Below are 19,477 nucleotides of genomic sequence, written 5' to 3'. Positions count from 1 at the left end.
ACCCCGTCAGACGCGCAGGACGGTGACCTGGCGGCCGGAGGGTGTGGTCGCCTGTTGGAAGCCGCCTCGTTCCTGCCAGGGCGGGGCCTCGGGGCGGCGGTCGAAGATCACGAGTGCGCCGGTGGAGAGGGTGAGGCGGTCCAGGTAGCGGTCGAGCTGGGCGAGGCCGTCGGGTGCCGGGTCGTTCTCGCCTGCTCGCCACACCTTCAGTTCCATGGCCTCTCGCTGCATGAGCCGTTCGCCGTCGGGGCTCGTGTAAGGCCAGCGGACGAACACGTCCAGGCGTTTGGTGCCGGCGGCGTACTCCCGGTCGAGGTAGCCGCCACCGTTGACCAGGCGGTGCAGGAAGGCCATGAGGATGATCTGGCACACGGCCTCGTGGTAGCCCTCCTGCTGGATGAGGACTTCGCCGTGCTCGCGCCAGAAGACGACGAACTCCTCCAGCAGGCGCGGCAGGTCGAACCGGCCGTCGGGCAGCACGAAGCTGCGCGGGTCGGCCATCACGTACTGTTCCGACGGGTCTCCGAGCACGCGCAGGATGACCTCCCGGTAGATCGGGTTCGCCACTTCGAGCGGGGGCTTCTGCTTGATCAGGCCCAGGTCGCGTACGTAGGACAGGTCGTCGGAGAAGGCGAGGTCGATGTGGGGGAAGGTCCCGGCCACGACAGGCTCCATCACCCGCTTGACCCGCGGCTCATGCAGCCGGGCCATCACAGAGTCCAGATGTGTGGCGCGCGCCCGGATCAACCGCTCCTTGGCGTCTTCCACCTGCCCGGCGGCGACGGCGCCGGTCACGCCCATCTCGTAGACGACCTCGTGGGCCAGGGCGTTGACCAGCCACGGCTGGCCCTGTGTCAGCTCGAAGACCCGTTCCACCGCGTCCTTGGTCAACTCCTGGCCGGTCTGCTGAGTGTGCTGGCCGTAGAGTTCGGCGATGTCGTCGGCGGTGAAGTCGCCCAGGCGAAGCGACTTGGCGACGATGTTGAACGGGCTGGCCGGGTTCGACCTGCCGGGCTCGCCGCCCGAGGCGACCTTGTAGTCACGAAGGTCGCGCAGCCCGCACAGCACCACGGACGCGGGGAACGGTTGGCCCTCATGCCGGGCGTTGTGGCCGTGGCGGAGCTGACTGAGGATGCTGACCATGCTGTTGCCCTGCAGGGCGTCGATCTCGTCGAGGAGCAGCACCACGCGGCGCGGGGAGCGGCGGCACCACTCGCTCAGCGCCGAACCGAACCGGGCGCCGGGCGTGACCTGCGGCCAGGAGTCCGGTGGGAGCAGTTTCTTCGGCCATCCCGACCGCGAGGCGGCCTCGCGGAGGGAATCCAGCAGAAGCGACTCCGCTGCGGCGTAGTCGTCACCGGCCGACTTGGCGCGCTCGCAGGAGAACATCAGGGCCGCGATGTCGCCCTCGGCGGTCAGCTCGGACGCCAGGGTGCGCAGCATCGTCGTCTTGCCGGTCTGCCGGGGCGCGTGCAGCACGAAGTAGCGGTCCATCTCGATGAGCTCGCGCGCCTCGGGGAGCCGTCGCGTGGGAGGCAAGGTGTAGTGGTGCAGTGGGCTGCACGGTCCCGTGGTGTTGAAATATTTCACTCGGGGTCGTCGCATGGTCACATGATGTCATCATTGGGCCGCCGAATGTCTCGGACCAGGATTCGCGTGAAGACGGAGACTGAGCGTTTCCGGACGGGCGCTGCTCAGAGGCTTCGCCTGGGTTCGCCGCTCGTCGGCCGACGGGCCTCGGGTCGAAGGTCGCCGGCACGTCCGAAGCCGGCCGGCGTCCGTAAGCTAAGACCGTGGCTCCGGTGCTGACCTTGCTCGACGGTGTCCGCTGGCGGGGGGCGCGGGTGGTCGGGGACCGCGCACGGACCTTGCTGGCGGTGCTCGTTCTGCACGGGCGGGCGGGCGCCGGTCATGAGCGCCTGGTGGAGGAGTTATGGCCGGACGAGCCTCCGGCGAACCCTGTGAAGGCGCTTCAGGTGGTCGTCTCGCGGACCAGGGCCGCGACCGCCGCCGACGTCGTGCTGCGCACCGAGCGGGGTTACCGGCTTGGGCTGACCGCCGAGCAGGTGGACGCGCTGCTGCTGGGGGTGCTGGTCGAGCGGGCCCGGGTCGCGCTGGCCGCCGACGACGTGGCGGGGGCGCGGCGGCTCGCGGAAGAGGCGATGGGGCTCGTGACCGGCGGGCCGCAGGCGGCGGGCACATGCGGCGTGGAGGCGGCTGCGGGTGGGGCCGGGTTGCGAGAAGGCCTGGGGGCGCTGGGGGAGTTGCGGGCCGTCGCCGCTGGGCGGCTGGCTGAGGCGCGGCGGCTGGTGGCCGTCGCGCGGTCCCGCTCCGGCGATCACGAGGGGGCGCTGCCGCTGTTGGAGGAGGCGGCGGCCGGCCGCCCCCGCGACGAGGAGCTGCTCGCCTGCCTGCTGCGCAGCGAGGCCGCGGTGCGGGGTGTCGCCTCCGCTCTGGAGCGGCCCGCGTCCGCGCCGGGTACGGCGACCGGCGCGGGACCGCCCTGATCGGCGAGGCGCGGGCGCTCGTGGCGAGGCTGTCCGGCCCTTCGGCGACCTTGCGGCCGTGGTCGATGACGGCGATCCGATCGGCGAGCTGGTCGGCCTCGTCGAGATACTGCGTGGTCAGCAGGACCGTGCAGCCGTCGGCGACCAGGCCGCGGATCGTGGCCCACATCTGGCCGCGGGTACGCGGGTCGAGGCCGGTGGTCGGCTCGTCCAGGAAGATCAGCGGCGGTCTGGTGATCAGGCTGGCGGCCAGGTCGAGGCGGCGCCGCATCCCGCCGGAGAACTGCGCGAGCGGCTGGTCCGCGGACTCCTCCAGGCCGAACTGGCCGAGCAGCTCGTCGGCGATCCGCCGGGCCCGCGAGGACGGGATGCTCTGCAGGCGGGCGAAGAGCCACAGGTTCTCGCGCGCGGTCAGGTTCTCGTCCACCGACGCGTACTGCCCGGTGACGCCCACGAGCTGGCGGATCACGTGCGGCTCGCCGGCCACGTCGACGCCGAAGATCCGCGCGTGGCCCGCGTCGATCGGCAGCAGGGTCGACAGCATCCGCAGCATCGTGGTCTTGCCGGCGCCGTTCGGCCCGAGGACGCCGAAGATCTCGCCGGACCGCACCTCCAGGTCGATCCCGTCCACGGCGCGCTGCTCGCCGAACGCCTTGACCAGCCCCGCCGCGAGCACCGCCTGTTCCGTACCGCCGGGGGGCGCGGCGCCGTCCCCGGTACGGCCGAGTTCTGTGATGTTCATGGCCACACCATCGGCGCCGCCGGTTTCACGGCCCCCTCGCGGCGGTTTCAGCGGGCCGCGTCCGATGAAACCTCAGGCGTGACGTCCTGGCCGGTCCGGTGGTGTCCGGGCGCCGAGGTCGGTGCCGTCGGGCGCCACCTCGACGTAGAGACCGGTGAGTTGCCCGGCGAGTTGCGCGTTGAGTCCGCCTCGTCCGACGCCGCCTCGATACTGGAGGGGCGTCACGGTGACCACCGCGTTGTTCCCCCGGATCCGGCAGTCGATCACCTTGGTCGGGCGCATGGCGTTCATCAGATAGGTCCGCAGGTCGGCGGAGTAGGCGATGATCTCCAGTCTTTCCCACGTGTCGGGAGGGTCGCCCAGTCTGTGCCTGTTGAGCAGGCGGTGCGCCGCGTGGAGGTGGTAATGGTTGTCGCGTTTGCCGAGCGCCGCGCCCACCGCGTTCAACCGTTCCTCCGTCGGAGCCACCGCCAGCTTGGTGCGGCTGTTCATCATCCGCGCGACCGCCATGACCACCACCGAGCCGTCGATGATCTCCGGGACCTGCGAGGCGAGGGTGCGCGCCGCCAGCGCGGGCGAGGTGATGGAGAGCTGGCACGCGGCTGATTCCTGGACTTCTGTGACGAGGGCGGTGACGGTGTCACCCGGCTTCAGCTCGACCGGTGAGACGTCCGGGGGAAGATTGGCCGTGTCGGGGCGCCAGATGATCGCCTCTCGCGGATGTCCGATGCCCGCGTCGTAGATCACGCCGTCGAACCTGTCGGGCCGGTCTGCGGAGATGTAGGCGGTGACGAGGGTTCCGGGGAGCGGCGGGGAGACCAGTTCCGGCCGGCGGTAGCCGGGCACCGGGCGGTCGATGACGTAGTCCGGCCGGAGGATGAGAGAGGCGGCCTCGTCCGGGGTGATGTCCAGCGTCCCGGCCACGAGTTCCACCGGAGTGAGGTGGGCGGTGTCGCAGCCGGTGCACAGGACCCGGTTCTTCCGGATCCGCATCGAGGGTCTCGGGTTGTCGAGGTGACGGGCGACGACGCGCGGGCACGTCCACACGACGGGGTCGTCGCCGGTCGGGGAGGACCCCAGCCGGCGCAGGATCGCCTCGATCGGTGTGGCGTTCGCCTCGGCCAGGGTCCGGTAACCCTCTCGGCTCCCGCTGCGCGGGACGAGGTCGTACGTGGTCGGCGGATCGACCTTTCTGCGCGGGGTGACGCTCATCCGGATGTGCTCGAGGTCGATGCCCTGGTCGGGCGACTGCTTGCGAACCGGTTCGGGTTCGCGGCCGGTGGAGAGGAAGGGGAGTCGTTTCTGGCGGGCCAGGCGGATCCCCGCCACGCGGGCGAAGCAGACGAAGGCGGCCTTCGTCCGGGTGGGCGGGACCATGCGCAGCCGTGCCGTGTAGCGGATCAGCGACACCGTCCGCGGGATGAGATCCGCCTCGGTCTCGACGACCACGTGCGGCATGTGGCCGGGATCCTCACCGCCGACCTGGGCCCACTTCAGAAACTCCCCCGGTTTGCCGGCGTCGGGCAGGCTCCGGCTCTCCTCGTAGATCCGCTGGAAGTCCAGGGGCACCTGGTTGACGTGGACGGCGACCCATCGGTTGACGAACTCGGACAGCACCACGTAATAGATGAGGGCGTCGGGATTGTCGCCCGCCTCGAACCGCATCGAAGAGCGCCGGTCGGAGATCGAGAGACCCTGGCCTGTCCAGGTGTCCAGGACCGCGGAGACGTGGTCCTCGGGTCCAGGGGGCAGATGGAGCGTGATGGGCCGCGTCGCCGAGGATGAGATCGGTTCGGTAACGACCACGCGGCTGCCGGAGATTCCCAAGATGCCCACCCTGACCGTATCGATCAACTTACGGTTTACTCGGCATGATTCCACGAAACCCTTGCTCGGGAGGATCAGTGCTTGAACTGTCCACGGTCGTCAGTGAACTGCGCCGCGAGCTGACCCGGGCGGTTCGAGCAGCCCAGGGGGAGGCGCTCCAGTTCGCCGTGGGGTCCATTGAGCTGGAGATCACGGTCATGGTCACCGAGGAGGCGGCGGCCAACGGCAAGGTCAAGTTCTGGGTGGTGGAGGCCGGGGCGGACGCCAAGGAGATCGAGGCCAGGACCCACAGGGTGAAGCTCACCCTGGAGCCCAAGAACAAGGGTGGCTCCGTCCAGATCGGTGGCAGGGCGAGGGAGGGCGAAGACTGAAGCCCGAGCGAGTCGCGCAGATCATCGTCAAACTGCCCGAGGGCGAGAAAGCCTACGGTTCCGGTTATCGGGTGACGTCGGACGTCGTCCTGACCGCCGCACACGTGGTCAAGGGGTACGTGGTCGGGGACGACGAGGCCATCTCGGTGCGTTTTTTCCAACCCGAGCGCAAGGTGGCCGCGCGGTTCCTCTGGAGTGAGGGCGATCTCGCCGCGCTCCACGTCGGCCTTGAGGACGAGGTGGAGACGACCCGCTACGGCCTTGTGGAGCCGCGCGGCGGCAAGGTGGCCTGCGAGGCACTCGGGTTCCCCTCGTTCAAGTTCCGAGAGGAGTGGCGGGACAGCTTTCAACTGATCGGTTCGATCTACCCGCTGTCGAACATCCGGACCGGAACCTTGCAGGTCTCGATCGACAACCCGCCCGCCGAGGACCCGTTCGGTACGGCCTGGCAAGGCATGTCGGGCGCCGCCCTCTTCGCGCGCAAGCGGCTCGTCGGAATCATCAAAGAGGTGCACCTGGAAGAGGGCGCGCGGCATCTCACGGCTCAACGGGCCGACTGGGACCTGACGCCCGAACACCGGAAAAAGATCGGCTGGCACCGGCCTGAGAGCGTCAACAAGCCGCCCGGCCGGGACCTCGGCGCGTACGCGGCGCAGGTCCGCGATCTGGCGCCGGACGGTGGGTTACGTGACCGCGACCGCGAACTGGACGAGCTGACATCCTTCTGTACGGGCGACGAGACGTATCTGCGCTGGCAGGGCGAGCCGTGGTCGGGCAAGACCGCCCTGACGTCCGCCTTCGTGCTCGACCCGCCGCCCGGCGTGCGGGTGGCGGCGTACTTCGCGGTCAACCGCCTGGGCCGTCAGGACGACTTCCTCCAGGTCGTGGGCGAGCAACTCGCGGCCATCGCCGAGGAGCCGCACTCACCGGGAGCCTTCCACCACCTGCTGGAAAGCGCGGCCGAACGCTGCCGGGACAACGGGGAACGCCTGGTGCTGGTCGTGGACGGGCTGGACGAGGACCCCGCCATCGCCCTTCAGCTCCCGCGCATCCTCCCCGCGAACGTGGGCGTGCTCGTCACCAGTCGTCCGAACCCCGGCCTCCATCTGAGACTCCGGGCCGACCATCCCCTGCACCGGTGCCGGGTCAGGACGCTGAGATCGACCCCGTACGCCCAGCATCTCGAACTGGAGGCCAGGAAGGAGCTCGACTGGTGGCTGCACGTCCACCGGAACGACGCGCTGCTCGGCCTCCTCGCCGCCGCCCGGGGCGGGCTCACCCCGGAAGACCTCGCCACGCTGACGGGCCTGAGCCGGTACGAGATCAAGGACCTGCTCGACAGCAACATCTTCGGCTTCGCGACGGACACCGAGAGCTACGCGTTCGCTCACGAGACGCTGCTCCGGACAGCCGAACAGAAGCTCGGCGGGGATCTCGACGGCCATCGGGCACGCATCCACGAGTGGGCGGACTCCTACCGGGCGCAGGGGTGGCCGGAGGACACGCCGGCTTACCTGCTCACCTCGTACCGGAGGCTGCTGACCGGCGCGCGGCTGGTGGACCACGCGTTGGACCCGGCCCGCCAAGGCCGGATGAGCCGTCTCATAGGCGGTCAGGCGGCGGCCCTCCGCGAGATCGCCGCCGCTCAGGACGTCATCCGCGATCAGCCCGAGCCCGGCCTGGGGGATCTCGTCCGTCTGGCCGTCGCCCGCGACCGGGTGGGCGGCGCCGCCCCGCGCTGGCCGGATGAGCTGCTCGTGCTCTGGGTCAGGCTGGGTCAGGCCACCCACGCCGAATCGCTGGCCCGGTCGATCGCCGACCCGGGTGAGCAGGCTGATGCGCTGGCGGAAGTGACGCGGGTCCTGGCCCAGGAGGGCGAGCTGGTCAAGGCCGAGGCGCTCGCCCGGACCATCCATCACCCGGGGCGGCGGGCCTGGGCGACCGCCGGGGTCGCGTGGGAGCTGGCCGGCCGGGGGGAGCCGGTCGCGGCGGAGGCGCTCGCCGACACGATCGGCGAGCCGGAGAGGCGGGCGTGGGCCCTGGGAATGATCGCGAGAGCGTGCCGGCCCGCTTCGCGCCGGCTGCTCGACCGGGCCGAGGAAGTGACCCGGACGGCGGTGGACCCGCGCCTCCAGGCCAGGACGCTGGCCGCTCTGGTCGAGGCGGCCGTCGCCTGCGGCGACCTGGCGCGGGCGGAGAGCCTCGCCGACCGGATCCCGCTCGCGGACCAGCGGGTGCGGGCGTTGAGCGCTATCGCCCGGCAGGCCGCGGCCGACGACCTCGACCTGGCGCGGGCCGTCCTGCGGCGGGCGGAGGCCACGGCGGAGGTGATCGTCGGCGACGGCACGCAGAGCTGGGCGCTGGCCACGCTGGTGGAGGTCATGGCCCGCTGCGGCGAACTCCCACGGGCGAGGGACCTGGCGGAGAAGGCGCCGACCGTGTACGAGCGATTCCAGGTGCTGAAAGCGCTGGCCGGCGGCCTCGTCGGCGACGGTGACCTGGAGCGCGCCATCGAGGTGGCCTCGTCCGTCCCGACGTCGGCCCTGCGTGCTCAGGCGCTGGCGGCCGTCGCGGAAGGCATCGCCCGGCGGGGTGACCGGGAGTGGGCGGTGGAGGTGGTCGAGCAGGCGGAGGTCCTCGCGCGCAAGCAGGCCGCGCGGAAGGAGCCCGCGCGCAAGCAGGCTGCGCGCAAGCAGGCCTCGCAGAACTGGGCCGAGCGGGCGCTGGTCGCCGTGGTCCGGGCCTTCGCGGTCTGCGGGGACCCTCGGGCCGAGGAGGTGGTCCGCTCGATCGGCGGCCACCACCAGCGGAGCCGGGCGCTGAGCGCCGCGGGCGGTGCGGCGCTGGATCGCGGTGACGTCGAGCGGGCGCGTGAGCTGGCCGAGGAGGCGGAGGCACAGGCCCGTTCCGCCACGTCCGGCGCGCAGAGGACGCGGCCGCTGGTGGCGCTCGCGGAGGCGGTCGAGGATCCCGCGCTCGCCGAGACCCTGGCCTGCGCGATCCCCGAGCCGGCCATCCGGGCGCGGATGTTGGTCGACCTGGTCAAGGTGATCGCCAGGCAGCACCCCGGCCAAGCCGAGGCCCTGGCCAGGGCCAGGCTTGCCGGCCACGACGAGCAGGACAGAGCGCTGGCGGCAGTGGCCGAGTCGCTCGCCGGTCGAGGAGAGTTCGACCGCGCCGAGCGGCTCGCCCTGTCGCTGCCCGAGGACAGCCGGGCGCAGGCCCTCACCACGCTGGTCGGCAAGCTCCCCGACCTGGACCGGGCCATGGCCGTGGTGAAGAAGATCCCCCACGCCGACCGGCGGGCGCAGTGCTGGGTCGGGCTGATCGAGACCGTGGCCGCACGCGGGTCGCCGGCGCGGGCCAGACGCCTGCTGCACCAGCTTCGCTGGTCGCCGGACCAGCGCGCGCAGGCGCTGGTCGGGCTCGCCAAGGTGGCCGCCGACCAGGGCAGGGCCGGTTCGGCACACGAGCTGGCCGGCGAGGCCGAGGAACTCGTCCGCCGGCTCCCCGCCTCCGGCCGGCGCACCAGCCTCCTCATGGCGCTGGTGAGACTCTTCATCCGCCTCGGTCACCCCGGCCAGGCCCGGCGGCTGATCGGCGAACTCCCGCCAGGACAGGACCGGGCCGGCGCGCTGGGAGACCTGGCAGCCGCCTTCGCCCTGCGCGGGCAGGTGCCACGCGCCCTGCGACTGCTGGACGAGATCAGGGCGACGGGCGACCGGGCGCGCGCGTACGTCACGCTGGTGAAGGCGCTGGCGGACGGCGGCGAGCCGGCCGAGGCCGCCTCGATCGCCCGCAGGCACATCCCCTTGGCCGATCACCTGGCTCGCGCGTACACCGCGGTGACGAGGGCCGACCCCGGTGGGATCGTCGTGCCGGACGTGGCCGAGCGGGCGGAGAGCCTGCTGCCCGGCCGGGTCACCAACCCGGACCAGCAGCTGTCGGCCTTCGCCGATCTGGTGAAGGCGATCGCGGACGGCCGGGGGTTCGACGCGGCCGCGCCGCTGGCCGGCAAGGTCGCCGGCATGGCGTCGGCGGTCGAGGACCCGGAACGCCGCGCCCAGATCCTGATCGCCCTGTCCAAGGGCGTCGTTCCCGGCCACGCCCGTCGCCTGCTGGCGCAGGTGCTGGCCGGGCCCGCCTGGACCGCGGCGCTGGGGCCGCTGCGCGAGGCCGACCCTCAGTCGTTCGGCGTGGCCGTCGAGGTGCTCACGTCCTGATGGGGGTCACCAGCCCAGCTCGTCGCAGCCGCTGTGGTCGGCGGGCTCGACCTGGAGGGTGGCGTGGGCCACGCCGTGCCGCCTGAGCAGCAGGTCGCGCGCCTGGTCGAGCACCGCGTGGTGGTCGCTCTGGTCGGCGGTGACCAGGTGGGCGGTGGCGACGTTCATGCCGGAGGTGAGCGTCCACAGGTGCAGGTCGTGCACGTCCCGTACGCCGTCGATGGCGGCCAGGTCGCCGGCCACGGCGGTGGCGTCGATTCCCTCGGGCACGTGCTGGCCGAGCACGGCGAAGACCTGTCGCCCGAGTGCCACGGCCCGGACGGCGACGAAGACGCCGATCGCCAGGGCGACGACGGTGTCCCAGGAGGACTGGCCGGTGGAGGCCACCAGCCAGCCGGCGACGATGACGCCGACGGAGCCGGCGGTGTCGGCCACGACCTCCAGGTAGGCGCCCTTGACGTTGAGGCTCTCGGCGGCCCCGGCGCGCAGCAGCAGCAGGGCCACCAGGTTGACGGCCAGCCCGATGGCGCCGACGACCAGCATCGGGCCGGAGGAGACCTCGGCGGGGGCGCCGATGCGGCCGATCGCCTCGGCCGCCACGTAGACGGCGACGACGAGCATGAGGACCACGGCCAGCAGGGAGGCGAACACCTCGGCGCGGTAGGAGCCGTAGCTGCGCCGGCCGGTGGTGTCGGGGCGGGTGGCGATCCTCGTGGCGACCAGCGCCGCGCCGAGGGTGACCACGTCGGCGGCCATGTGACCGGCGTCCGACAGCAGCGCCAGCGAGCCGGAGAGGAGGCCGTAGGCCAGCTCGACCAGGAAGAAGGCGCCGATCAGGGCGAAGGAGACCGCCAGGCGCCAGCGGTGGCGGCCGCCCGCGTGCCCGTGGCCGTGGCCGTGCCCGTGGCCGTGCCCGTGGCCGTGGCCCATCACTCGCCCCCGTCGCGTTCGGGGTGGATCGCCTCGGTGTGCTGGATGTGGGCCAGGGCGAGGTCCAGCAGCATCCGCACGTGCGGGTCTTCCAGCCGGTAGTAGGCCATCCGCCCGGAGCGGCGGGCGGCCACGATGCGGTGGGCGCGCAGCAGGCGCAGGGCGTGGGAGACGGCGGACTCGCTCTGGCCGGTCACCGCCGCGAGGTCGCACACGCACAGCTCGCCGTCGAGCAGCGCGACCAGCAGCCGGAGCCGGTTGGGGTCCGACAGCAGGCCGAAGACGTCCGCGGTGTCGATCAGGTCTTCGGCGTCGGGCATCCGCTCACGCACGGCGGCGACCCGGTCGGCGTCGACCACCTTGACGACGCAGCCGTCGATCGACAACACGCCTTCATCTGAAGACCTATTCATATGTACAAGGTAATTGACGCCCCGGCTCGCCTGTCAAGAACCCCGGGCGGCGCTCAGTGGTGCCGCGTCGACTCGATGACGCCGCCCAGCCGGGTGCGCAGGCTCTCCAGTACCGGCGGCTCGGAGACGACCACCCAGCGCTCGCCCACCAGATAGCTGCCCCCGTACGGCTGGGCGGCGTCCAGCCAGTCGCGCTGGCCCTTGCCCGTCGCGAAGGTGACCAGGGTGGCGCGGTTGCTGGAGGTCTGACAGGCGGCCTGCCGCAGCTCCTCGGCGTCGATCTGCACGCTCGGCCGGGGGCAGCCGAGAGCCGCGCCGAGCTGTTCGACGCTCGCCTGTGCGGCGGCGGGCGCCGGAGGACCGCCGGCCGGCGCCGGGGCCGCGTGGGCGTGATGGGCCGCCGGGGGCCGCGCCCCCGTCTCCGACGCCCCGCAGGCGCTGAGTGACGCGCCCAGGACCACGGCGCAGGCGACGCCGAGCAACTTGCCGGGATGAATCGTCATGGTGCCCCTTCGGTGCGCGGACCGAGCTCTCTTCTCTCAGAGATACGCAGCCCGCGCCGCGAGGTTCGACTCATCCGGACTTGAGCGGGTCGTGGCCCCAGTTCATCAGCGAGTAGCGCCAGCGGGTCTCCCGGACGTCGCCTGAGGGCCGCTGCGCCAGGTGCCGGTGCACGTAGCCGACCACCTTGCGCATGTGCGCGTAGTCCTGATCGGTGAGAGCCGACCGCCTGGCGCGCAGGAGCTCGACGATCCTGCGGCCGGACGCGTGCCCGGTGGACTCGCCGCCGTCGTCCTTCTGGCCCACCGCCCGGGACTCGTCCGTGGCCAGCCAGCCCTCCAGCTCGCGGGCGGTCATGTTGACCGCCCGGTCGAACTCGGCGACGACGGCCCGCCGCTCCTCCTCGGTCATCAGGAGTCCTTCTCCTGGCGCAGCGCCGACGGCCTGTGCACGGCCTTCCTGCCGCTCTTCTCGCTGCGCACCACGTACTGCGGATCGTCGGGCGAGGCGGCCACCGTGCGCCCGGCCTCGCGCTGCCTGCGGGTGAGCTTCTTCTCGACCTTGCCGTGGGCGGTGGAGCCGTGGCTCTTCCAGGTGACCTCGTCGCCCACCGAAGGCTCGTCCTTCCGCTTCTTCGTCATGAGCGGCGCCCTACCCGCGTCCGCGCCGACACGCCCGGGCGCGGTCCTGGATATCCCCATCATCGCGTCAAGGCGTCGGCCTCACGCCGTGCGGACGAGCCGCCGCAGCCGGTCGGCCAGAGCGGCACAGTCGGCGACGGTGACGGTGAGCCCGGGATGACGCACCAGCCCCAGCGGCTCGCTGCCGCGCACCGGCTGCCGGAACCGCACGCACACGCCCTCGCGCACGCCGGAACCGAAGGTCAGCCCGCGGTCGGCCAGCGACACACGCACGCCGATCGCCCTGATCGCCGAGTACGGGCCGGTCACGCTCACGTCGGTCACGTTCGCCAGCGGGGACGCCACCTCCCAGGGCCCGAACCGCACCCGCAGCGCCTCCTCGGTCACCAGGACGTAGCTGTTGCCCGGCCGGATCCCCAGCATCCCCAGCCACGGGCCGAAGCGGCTGTCGAAGGCGAAGTCGAACCGCGTCTGCTCCATGGCCGTGGCCTGCCCGGACGCCGGACCGCCAAACCGTCACGCGACGTGGTTGCGCAGGCCCAGCTCGTCCGGGTACGGGGAGAAGAAGGTCTGCTCCTGGACGTAGGTCGCGGCCTCGCCGCGGGCGTGGTGGCGCAGCAGGGCGAGCGGCACGCTGAGCGCCACCCGGCGCGCCCGGTAGGAGCCGATGACCTCGGCCAGGTCGGCGCGGCGCACCGGGTCGAGCTCGTCGCCGAGCATGCCCAGGCAGTGCTGCAGGACGTTGACGTTGCGCCCGATCGACACCCGGACCGCCATCGCGGTGCGGAACGCCGTCCCGTACGCGCCGGCGAGCTCCTCACGCGGGCGGGTGCCCGCCTCGGCGACCACGCGGCCGGTCTCGCGGTAGCCCACGGGAGAGTGCGCGAGCAGCTGCATCTTGTGCCGGGACTGGAACGCCACCAGGTCGCGGGGCCGCCAGTCGCTCTCCAGCAGCTCACGCAGCCGCGCGAGGGCGAAGATCCGCTCGGTGAACGCCTCACGCAGCACGGCGTCGTTGAGCCGGCCCTCGTCCTCGACCGGCAGCAGCGGATGGGCCTCGATCACCGCGTCGGCGAACAGCCCCCGGTGCTGCCGGGACAGGGCCGTGCTCCCGGCGTAGAGCGGGATGCCGTGGATGCCGCAGCTCGGGCTCTTGGCCTTGAACACGTACCCGTCGACGTCCAGCCGGGCGGACCGCTCGGCGGCCAGCTCCGTCATGGCGGGGGTGAGGTCGCGGCGGCTGGTGCGGGTCATGAGCCGGGGGCCGCCGGGGGACTGTTCGAGCCGCATCGACTCGCGGGGCGTCCCGAGGCCGATCTCCATCTCCGGGCAGATCGGCACCCAGTCGACGAACGGCTTCAGGTCGTCGGTGAGGTAACGGGACCGGCTGTGATTGCCGTTGTGCCGTACGCGCTCGCCGAGTAGGCAGCTCGACACCGCCACCCGCGGCCTGCCCAGGCGCTGGTCCTCAGCCATGCCCCCACAGCTGCCCACGACGGCCGGTCGCACGCCACCCCGCCGCCGGCGTCCTCCCAGGTCACGGCGGCGCGCGGGGGAATCTTGCCCCGATGCTCGGACGGGCATGACGCTCGTTTGGCACGCCACCGGGCACGTGCATCCGTGATCGCGACGGCTTCGAAAGACAGTGTGTGGAACAGACGAGAAGCGAACAGGCGGGACGCGTGGCCCTCGGGCCGGCACGCGCGCTGGGAGTCCTGTCCCTGCTGACCATGGTCGGCCTGCAGGTGGCGTCCGGTCTGGCCGCGCGGCCGGAACGGTTCACCGGGCTGATCGTCGCGGTGCTCGCCGTGTCCGCCGTCGCCTTCGCCGCCGGCGCGTGGGGGACGCGCAGGGCGCTGGCCGCGTTCGGCGCGGCCGTGCTGACCGGGTACGCGGCCGAGGTGGTCGGGGTGCTGACCGGCTTCCCGTTCGGCGCGTACGCCTACAGCGACGTGCTGTGGCCGCAGGTGGGCGGCGTGCCCCTCGTGGTGGCGGTGGCGTGGGGCGGCATGGGGCTCGCGGCGTACGCGGTGGCCGCCGCCGTCGTCCCGTCCGGCGGCTGGGCGCGGGTCTGCGTGGGCGCGGCCGCGATGACGGCGTGGGACCTGTTCCTCGACCCGCAGATGGTCCGCCTCGGCCTGTGGACGTGGGCGGCGGACGACGGCTTCTACCGGGGCATCCCGCTGAGCAACTTCGCCGGCTGGCTGCTGGTGTCGGCCGTGGTCATGCTGATCGTCGGGCGCATCGGCGGCGACGCCCCGCCGGGGCGCGGGCTGCTCGCGCTGTACACGGTCATGGCGGTCATGGAGACGGTCGCCTTCGCCGCGGTGTTCGACCCGACCGACCCGCTGGTGGCGGCGGCCGGCGGGATCACGATGGGCGCGTTCGCCGCGCTGGCCTGGAGGCGGACATGGCAGAGGTGACGGTGATCGGCGGCGGCGTGGGCGGAATGGCGTGCGCGCTGCTGCTGGCCCGGCGGGGACACGAGGTGCGGCTGTACGAGCAGCTGCCCCGGCTGGGCGGCAAGCTGGCCGAGCACCACCGTGACGGGTTCACCTTCTCCCTCGGGCCGTCGCTGCTGACCATGCCCGGCCTCTTCCGTGAGCTGGGGCTGGAACGCGACCTGATCGAACCGGACCCGCTGTGCCGGTACCGGTTCGCCGACGGCACGGAGCTGGACGCCCACCGCGACCCCGAGCGCATGGCCGAGGCGGTGGAGCGGCTGGCCCCGGGCGAGGGGCGGGCCTGGCGCGCCTTCCACGACTGGGCCCGCGGCGCGCTGGACGCGGCGAACCGTACGGTGTTCGCCGGGCCGCTGATCCGGCGCCCCGGCGAGGCCCGGCTCTCCGACCTGCTGGCCGTGGCGCCCGCGCGCACGCTCGACGGCCTGGCCCGCCGCCACTTCCGTGACGCCCGGCTGCGGCAGTACGTCGGCCGCTACGCCACCTACGCCGGGTCCAGCCCGTACCGCGCGCCCGCCGCGCTGGGGTGCGTCCCCGCGCTGGAGCACGGCCAGGGCGTCTGGTACGCGCCGGGCGGCCTGGCCCGGCTGGCCGACGACCTGGGCCTGCTGCTGAAGGCCGCGGGCGTGCAGGTGTTCCTGTCCGAGCCCGTCGAGGCGGTCGAGGCCGGCGGCTCCGCCGTCACCGGGGTGCGGCTGGCGAGCGGGGAGCGGGTCCGGGCCGACGTCGTGGTGGCCAACACCGACGCCGCCGCGCTTTACGGCCGCCTACTGCCCGATCGTGGGCGGCTGCGCCGGATCGCCCGGCTGGGGCGCTCGTCGTCGGCGCTGCTGGTGCTGGCCGGCGTGGAGGGGCGCACGCCCGGGCTGCCGCACCACTCGGTGCTGTTCTCGGCGGACTACGCACGGGAGTTCGCCGACATCTTCGACCGCGGTCGCCCGCCGCTCGACCCGACGATCTACGTCGGCTGCTCGGCGGTGGACGACCCGACGCAGGCCCCGGCGGGCGCGGAGAACTGGACGATGCTGGTCAACGTGCCCGCCCGCGACCCCGGCCGGTGGCCGATCAGCGTGGACGCGTACCGGGACCTGGTCCTGGAACGGCTGGCCGAGCGCGGGCACGACCTGGCGGGCCGGCTGCGCTTCGCCGACGTCTTCACCCCGGCGGACCTGCGCGATCGTTACGGGGCCTGGGGCGGCGCCATCTACGGCAGCGCCTACCGGGGCCGGACGTCGGCCTTCCTGCGCCCCGGCAACCGCGGCCCCCGGCGCGGCCTGTACCTGGTCGGCGGCTCCGCGCACCCGGGCGGCGGGCTGCCCATGGTGACCCTGGGCGCCCGCATCGTGGCCGACCTGGTGACCCAGGACTTCCGCCCAGGCCAGGCCACGACGACCGGCATGCGAGGTGGGTCGTGACGAGGCGGTGGATGCGAATGAGGCCGTTGACGGTTGCGCAGGCGGTCGCCGCCGGCGTGGCGCTGGCCAGGCTCGCGCGGGGCCGGCGGCGGCTTCCGCCGCTCCGGCCGCGCGGCGACGCGGACGTGACGATCTCCGTGGTGATCCCCGCTCGCGACGAGGCGGCCAGGATCGGGCCGTGCCTGCGGGCCGCGCTCGGCGACCCCGCCGTCACCGAGGTGGTCGTGGTCGACGACGGCTCCAGCGACGGTACGGCCGAGGTCGCGGCGGCGGCCGGGGCCAAGGTCGTCACCGCCGAGCCGTTGCCCGGCGGCTGGGTGGGCAAGCAGTGGGCGCTGCGCCAGGGGGTGGCGGCGGCCGGCGGCGAGGTCGTGGTCACGCTGGACGCCGACACGCGGCCCGGGCCCGGACTATTCGGCGCGCTCGCGGCCACGCTGGAGCGCTACGACCTGGTGAGCGCGGGCCCCCGGTTCGTCTGCGACGGCGTACTGGAACAGGCGCTGCACGCCTCCATGCTGGCGACGCTGGTCTACCGGTTCGGGCCGGTCGGCCCCGCGAGCCCGCCGCCGCCGCACCGCACCGTCGCCAACGGTCAGTGCATGGCCTTCCGGCGGGCCCGGATGACCGATGTGGATGGGTTCGCGCTGGTACGCGATCGGATGACCGACGACGTGGCGCTGGCCCGGTCCCTGGCGGGGCGGGGCTGGACGGTCGGCTTCCTGGACGCGGGCGGCCTGCTGGAGGTCGACATGCACGACTCGGTGGGCGAGCTGTGGCGCGAGTGGGGCCGCTCGCTCCCGCTGCGCGACGTCACCGGCCCCGGCTGGCAGGCGGCCGACCTGGCCGTCGTCTGGCTGACCGGGGCCCTGCCGGTGCTCCGCCTGGCGGCCGGCCGCGCCACCCGCCTGGACGCGGCGCTGCTGGCGGTGCGGCTGCTGCTCGCGGGCGCGCTGCGCGGCAGCTACCGCGACCCCGGTCCTGGACTCCTGCTGTCGCCGCTGCTCGACCCCGCCGCCGCGTTCCGGCTCACCCAGGCGACGCTGCGTCCCGTACGGACCTGGCGTGGTCGTACGTACCCGGAGGTCAGCGGCGGCGGGCGGCCAGCGCGGCCTGGCCGAAGCGCAGGCCGATGAGGCACATCAGCAGCCCGGTGGCCGCCACCAGCTCCACCGGCGCGAACAGCAGTTGCAGCACCGGCACGCCGAACACCGCCAGGCGCGCCCCCACCGCGAACGATCTCAGCGCCACGGCCGTGACCGCCAGCGCGGTGATCGCCAGCACGAACGCCGGAGGACAGATGACCGCGACGCCCCCCGCGAAGGTCAGGATCGACCGCCCGCCGCGGAAGCCCGCGAACACCGGCCACGCGTGGCCCACCATGGCCGCCGCCACCGCCAGGTACACCGGCAGCACGCTCGGCCCGGCGACGACCCCCAGCGTGGCGGTGTGGCCGCCGCTGACCAGGAGGCCCACGAGGGCGGCCAGCGTGCCCTTGAGCAGGTCGCCGGCGAACACCGGCACCGACGCCCGCCGGCCGAGCTGCTCCTTGACGTTCCAGTACCCGGGGTTGCGGTCGCCGACGTCGCGCGGGTCGACGCCGTGCGCCCGCGCCACCAGGACCGCCACCGGCACCGAGCCGAGCAGGTAGCCGGCGATGACCGACACCAGCACCTCAACCATCGCGTCCTTCCACCTCATCCGGTACGACAGCGCCCGCGCGATGCGGCACATGGCCTTCGACCGGCCGCTGCTGCGAAGCGCCGGCGGGCTGCTGTTCTGGCGGCTGCTCGGCACCGGCAGGGGCCGGGCCATGTCCCTGGGCGCCGACCTGCGCCGGTGGGCGCTGTTCGCGGTCTGGCGCGGCGAGGACGATCTGGACGCCTTCCTGCGCGACTCGCCGATCGCGGATCGCTGGCGGTCGGAGGCGTCCGAGTTCTGGCAGGTGAGGCTCGCCCCGACGGCCTCGCGCGGCGCCTGGTCGGGCCGCGACCCGTTCCACGCCCCGGCGACCCGCGACACCGGGGACACCCGGAGGGGCGCCGAAGCCGGCGCGGCGCCGCCGGGTGGGGGGCCGGTGGCGGTGCTCACCAGGGCGTCGATCCGGCCTCGCCGCCTGGTCGCGTTCTACCGGTCGGTGCCGCCGGTCGACGAGCTGCTGCGGCGGCAGGACGGCTGCCTGGCCTCGATCGGCGTCGGCGAGTGGCCGCTGGCCCGGCAGGCGACGTTCTCTCTCTGGCGGGACCGGGAGGCGGTGCGCGCCTTCGCCTACCGGGGCGAGGCGCACCGGCGGGTGATCGAGCGGGTGCGGTCGGACGACTGGTACGCCGAGGAACTGTTCGCCCGCTTCACCCCGTACGCCGCCGAAGGCACCTGGGACGGGGCCGACCCGCTGCGCTGAGACGGTCACGGCGCCGGCTCCGCCGCCACGGCCGTGACGCCGGAGCCGGTCATGACACCGGCTCCGCCACGGCCTCGATGCCGGCCGCCGGGTCCTGCGCCGACAGCGCGTGCGCCACCACGCAGGCGCGGGCGATGGTGGCCGCAGGGGAGGAGCCGTGCGCGACGACGACCGTGCCGCGCAGGCCCAGGAGGGCGGCCCCGCCGTGGGTCTCCGGGTCGTAGCGGCGGGCGACCTCGGTGAGCCGTTCCGGGGAGGCGATGCCGGCCTGGGCGACCATGGTCAGCGCCGTGCGGACGCAGCCTTCGACGTTCTTCAGCACGACGTTGCCGGTGAAGCCGTCCGTGACGATCACGTCGACGACGCCGGCCAGCACGTCGTGGCCCTCCACGTTGCCGTGGAAGCGCAGCGGCAGTGCGGCGAGCAGGTCCCCGGCGCGGCGGGTCAGCCGGTTGCCCTTGCCCGGCTCGGAGCCGATCGACAGCAGCCCCACCACCGGGTCGGCGCGGCCCAGCACGGTCCGCGCGTAGCCCGCGCCCAGCTGGGCGAACTGGGCGACCATGGCCGGGGTCGGATCGGCGGTCGCGCCCGCGTCCACCAGAACGCTCGCGCCGCCCGTCAGCGAGGGCAGGGCCACGGCCAGAGCGGGTCGCAGCACCCCGCCGGCCCGGCCGATGCCACGCACCGCGCACGAGACCACCGCGCCGGTGGACCCGGCGGACACGAACGCCCCGCCCTCGCCCCGGCTGACCAGCTCGCAGCCCACGGCGAGACTCGACGTCGTCAGCGTCGCGGCGGCGGCGCCGCGCTCGGTCATCGGCACGGCGTCCTCGGCGTGCACCACCGCGATCTCCCCTGCGGCGCCGTGCCCGCGCAGCTCCCGTTCCACCCGGTCCCGCTCGCCGACCAGGACGACCGGCACCCCGTGCGTCCGCCACGCCGACACCGCGCCGGCGACCGTCGCGGCCGGTCCGTGGTCGCCGCCCATCGCGTCCAGGACCACGGGCGCCCCCACGGGCCTCACCACGGGCCCCACCACGGGCCCCA

Annotated in this window: 18 protein-coding genes and 1 pseudogene; 7 read left to right on the top strand and 12 right to left on the bottom strand. The window is 73.4% G+C overall.

Features of this window, described 5'->3' with window-relative positions:
• Positions 1 to 6: 6 nt before the first annotated feature.
• Complete coding sequence (locus ACQEUU_RS02430; protein ID WP_433059642.1) at positions 7 to 1,605, bottom strand: ATP-binding protein; 1,599 nt, start codon at positions 1,603 to 1,605, stop codon at positions 7 to 9.
• A 188-nt stretch (positions 1,606 to 1,793) separates the two neighbouring features.
• Between ACQEUU_RS02430 and ACQEUU_RS02425 the strand changes: the two genes are divergently transcribed.
• Positions 1,794 to 2,507 carry an AfsR/SARP family transcriptional regulator gene (locus ACQEUU_RS02425; RefSeq protein ID WP_433072017.1) on the top strand — a complete coding sequence of 238 codons (714 nt, stop codon included), beginning with the start codon at positions 1,794 to 1,796 and terminating at the stop codon, positions 2,505 to 2,507.
• A 202-nt stretch (positions 2,508 to 2,709) separates the two neighbouring features.
• On the opposite strand, the pseudogene ACQEUU_RS02420 reads toward ACQEUU_RS02425, so the two are convergent.
• Together ACQEUU_RS02420 and ACQEUU_RS02415 are read right to left on the bottom strand one after the other, a co-directional pair.
• Positions 2,710 to 3,249, bottom strand: a pseudogene (locus ACQEUU_RS02420) (ABC transporter ATP-binding protein); the annotation flags it as partial.
• 72 nt (positions 3,250 to 3,321) lie between these two features.
• Positions 3,322 to 4,914 (bottom strand): hypothetical protein, encoded by a 1,593-nt coding sequence (locus tag ACQEUU_RS02415; protein ID WP_433059640.1) that lies wholly within the window; start codon positions 4,912 to 4,914, stop codon positions 3,322 to 3,324.
• A gap of 239 nt (positions 4,915 to 5,153) precedes the next feature.
• Here ACQEUU_RS02415 and ACQEUU_RS02410 point away from each other — a divergent pair, with 239 nt between their 5' ends.
• Together ACQEUU_RS02410 and ACQEUU_RS02405 are read left to right on the top strand one after the other, a co-directional pair.
• Positions 5,154 to 5,447 carry a trypco2 family protein gene (locus ACQEUU_RS02410; protein WP_433059638.1) on the top strand — a complete coding sequence of 98 codons (294 nt, stop codon included), beginning with the start codon at positions 5,154 to 5,156 and terminating at the stop codon, positions 5,445 to 5,447.
• 71 nt (positions 5,448 to 5,518) lie between these two features.
• Positions 5,519 to 9,670, top strand: coding sequence for a hypothetical protein (locus ACQEUU_RS02405; protein ID WP_433059635.1), 4,152 nt, complete (start codon positions 5,519 to 5,521; stop codon positions 9,668 to 9,670).
• Positions 9,671 to 9,676: 6 nt separating this feature from the next.
• On the opposite strand, the gene ACQEUU_RS02400 is transcribed toward ACQEUU_RS02405, so the two are convergent.
• From ACQEUU_RS02400 to ACQEUU_RS02370, 7 genes are all read right to left on the bottom strand, one after another.
• Entirely contained in the window at positions 9,677 to 10,600 is a 924-nt protein-coding gene (locus ACQEUU_RS02400; protein ID WP_433059633.1) for a cation diffusion facilitator family transporter, read from the bottom strand.
• Positions 10,600 to 10,989 (bottom strand): ArsR/SmtB family transcription factor, encoded by a 390-nt coding sequence (locus tag ACQEUU_RS02395; protein WP_433059630.1) that lies wholly within the window; start codon positions 10,987 to 10,989, stop codon positions 10,600 to 10,602. Before ACQEUU_RS02395 ends, ACQEUU_RS02400 begins: the two co-directional genes overlap by 1 nt.
• A 77-nt stretch (positions 10,990 to 11,066) precedes the next feature.
• A complete protein-coding gene (locus tag ACQEUU_RS02390) occupies positions 11,067 to 11,516 on the bottom strand; it encodes a hypothetical protein (RefSeq protein ID WP_433059628.1) in 450 nt (149 codons plus the stop codon).
• 70 nt (positions 11,517 to 11,586) lie between these two features.
• On the bottom strand, positions 11,587 to 11,925 hold the full coding sequence (locus ACQEUU_RS02385) for a DUF3140 domain-containing protein (RefSeq protein WP_433059625.1): 339 nt from the start codon (positions 11,923 to 11,925) through the stop codon (positions 11,587 to 11,589).
• A complete protein-coding gene (locus ACQEUU_RS02380) occupies positions 11,925 to 12,155 on the bottom strand; it encodes a DUF2945 domain-containing protein (RefSeq protein ID WP_433059623.1) in 231 nt (76 codons plus the stop codon). The genes ACQEUU_RS02385 and ACQEUU_RS02380 overlap by 1 nt, the downstream gene beginning before the upstream one ends.
• A gap of 81 nt (positions 12,156 to 12,236) precedes the next feature.
• Positions 12,237 to 12,635 (bottom strand): hypothetical protein, encoded by a 399-nt coding sequence (locus ACQEUU_RS02375; protein WP_433059621.1) that lies wholly within the window; start codon positions 12,633 to 12,635, stop codon positions 12,237 to 12,239.
• Between the two features lie 36 nt (positions 12,636 to 12,671).
• On the bottom strand, positions 12,672 to 13,631 hold the full coding sequence (locus ACQEUU_RS02370) for a YbgA family protein (protein WP_433059619.1): 960 nt from the start codon (positions 13,629 to 13,631) through the stop codon (positions 12,672 to 12,674).
• Positions 13,632 to 13,804: 173 nt separating this feature from the next.
• On the opposite strand from ACQEUU_RS02370, the gene ACQEUU_RS02365 reads away from it, so the two are divergent.
• The 3 genes from ACQEUU_RS02365 to ACQEUU_RS02355 are packed head-to-tail and all read left to right on the top strand — an operon-like array spanning position 13,805 to position 17,165.
• Positions 13,805 to 14,578 carry a carotenoid biosynthesis protein gene (locus ACQEUU_RS02365; protein ID WP_433059616.1) on the top strand — a complete coding sequence of 258 codons (774 nt, stop codon included), beginning with the start codon at positions 13,805 to 13,807 and terminating at the stop codon, positions 14,576 to 14,578.
• Positions 14,566 to 16,032 carry a phytoene desaturase family protein gene (locus tag ACQEUU_RS02360; RefSeq protein WP_433059613.1) on the top strand — a complete coding sequence of 489 codons (1,467 nt, stop codon included), beginning with the start codon at positions 14,566 to 14,568 and terminating at the stop codon, positions 16,030 to 16,032. Before ACQEUU_RS02365 ends, ACQEUU_RS02360 begins: the two co-directional genes overlap by 13 nt.
• 26 nt (positions 16,033 to 16,058) lie before the next feature.
• The gene (locus ACQEUU_RS02355) at positions 16,059 to 17,165 is read left to right on the top strand and encodes a glycosyltransferase (RefSeq protein ID WP_433059610.1); all 1,107 of its coding nucleotides are present in this window, start codon (positions 16,059 to 16,061) and stop codon (positions 17,163 to 17,165) included.
• On the opposite strand, the gene ACQEUU_RS02350 is transcribed toward ACQEUU_RS02355, so the two are convergent.
• Positions 17,116 to 17,712, bottom strand: coding sequence for a glycerol-3-phosphate acyltransferase (locus ACQEUU_RS02350; RefSeq protein ID WP_433059608.1), 597 nt, complete (start codon positions 17,710 to 17,712; stop codon positions 17,116 to 17,118). The genes ACQEUU_RS02355 and ACQEUU_RS02350 overlap by 50 nt on opposite strands.
• Here ACQEUU_RS02350 and ACQEUU_RS02345 point away from each other — a divergent pair.
• Positions 17,687 to 18,430, top strand: a complete 744-nt coding sequence (locus ACQEUU_RS02345; RefSeq protein ID WP_433059605.1) for a spheroidene monooxygenase — start codon at positions 17,687 to 17,689, stop codon at positions 18,428 to 18,430. The two genes, ACQEUU_RS02350 and ACQEUU_RS02345, sit on opposite strands and share 26 nt — an antisense overlap.
• A 49-nt stretch (positions 18,431 to 18,479) precedes the next feature.
• Here the strand turns inward: ACQEUU_RS02345 and plsX are convergent, their stop codons facing one another.
• Positions 18,480 to 19,457 (bottom strand): phosphate acyltransferase PlsX, encoded by a 978-nt coding sequence (gene plsX / locus ACQEUU_RS02340; RefSeq protein WP_433059603.1) that lies wholly within the window; start codon positions 19,455 to 19,457, stop codon positions 18,480 to 18,482.
• Positions 19,458 to 19,477 lie beyond the last annotated feature (20 nt).

This window comes from Nonomuraea sp. CA-218870, from assembly GCF_050936535.1.
Classification (GTDB): Bacteria; Actinomycetota; Actinomycetes; order Streptosporangiales; family Streptosporangiaceae; genus Nonomuraea; species Nonomuraea corallina.
Note: the sequence above shows the minus strand (reverse complement) of the source record. Positions and strands in the feature narration are given on the sequence as shown.